Source organism: Streptomyces sp. NPDC006197 (genome assembly GCF_040613865.1).
Taxonomy (GTDB): domain Bacteria; phylum Actinomycetota; class Actinomycetes; order Streptomycetales; family Streptomycetaceae; genus Streptomyces.
Genome location: NZ_JBEXSZ010000302.1, coordinates 1 through 1,298, shown reverse-complemented (window position 1 = coordinate 1,298; position 1,298 = coordinate 1). Strand labels below are relative to the sequence as shown.

The 1,298-nt window shown below is 72.3% G+C and carries 1 protein-coding gene; it reads left to right on the top strand.

Features of this window, described 5'->3' with window-relative positions:
- A partial coding sequence (locus ABZ318_RS39590; RefSeq protein ID WP_356907252.1) for an AMP-binding protein occupies positions 1 to 1,298 on the top strand: 1,298 nt, incomplete at both ends.

Here is a 1,298-nt window from a genome sequence, read left to right as displayed (position 1 = left end):
AGGCCGGCCAGGGCTTCCCACCAGGGCGGGCAGGTCGAGGTCGATCTCGGTGCGGACCTCTTCGAACGCATCACGGTCCTCGCCCGCTCGGAGGGGTGCACGCCCTTCATGGTGGTGCACGCGGCCCTGGTCGCCGCGCTGACCCGTCTGGGGGCAGGGCCCGACCTGGCGATCGGTTCACCGGCGGCGGGTCGTGGCGAGCCGGTGCTGCAGGATCTGGTCGGGTTCTTCGTGAACACGCTGGTCCTGCGGACCAGCAGTGCCGGCGACCCGAGCTTCCGTGACCTTCTGCGCCGGGTGCGTACGGCGGATCTGGACGCGTTCGCGCATCAGGAGGCCCCGTTCGATCTGGTCCTCGAAGCGGTCAACCCGACCCGGAGCCTTTCGCGTCACCCCCTCTTCCAGATCAGCCTCGGCCTCGAAGTGGGCGGCGTCCCGGAGCTGCGCCTGCCCGGCGTCCGTACCGCCGAGGTCTCCGGCCTGGTGAACGGGGCGGCGAAGTTCGACCTCGAGTTCCTGCTCCGCTCCGACGACAGCCGGGGCCTGCACGGCGCGATCGTCTTCGCGGCCGAGCTGTTCGACGAGGAGTCGGTACGGCGCGTGGCGTCGGTGCTCGGCCGGGTCCTGGCCCAGGTCCTCGACGATCCCGCCCTGCCGCTCTCCTCCCTGGAGGTGCTGTCGACCTCGGAGCGCGAGCTGCTGACCGGTCCATGGGCGGGGACCGTCGCCGAAGTGGGCGACGCCACCCTCGTCGAGCGGTTCGAGGAGCAGGTGGCCCGCCGCCCGGAGGCGACGGCACTGCTCGACGGCACCCGCGAGGTGTCGTACGCGGAGCTGAACGCGATGGCCAACCGGTGGGCCCACCACCTCCGCGCCCACGGCCTGGGCCGTGGCGACATGGCGGGTGTGCTGTTGGAGCGCGGGGTGGAGTTCGCGGCGGCGGTCATCGCCGTGGTCAAGGCCGGGGCGGGGTACACGCTCCTCGACCCGGACTTCCCGGACGAGCGGCTCCGCTCGGCGGCCGCCGACGCGGGCATCAGCCACCTCGTCACCGCGCCGGCCCTCGCGGGCCGGGTCGACGGACCTTGGCAGACCCACACCGAGCCCCCCGGCGAGCTCCTGTCCCACCACCCCGGGAACCTCGGCCTGCCGCTCGGCCCGGACGACCCCGCCTGCCTGATGTTCACGTCGGGCTCGACGGGTCGGCCGAAGGCGATTCTGTCGTCGCATCGGAATCTGGTGTCGACGGTGTCGGGGCAGTCGTACGGGTTGTTCGGTGCGGGTGAGGTGTTTCTGCA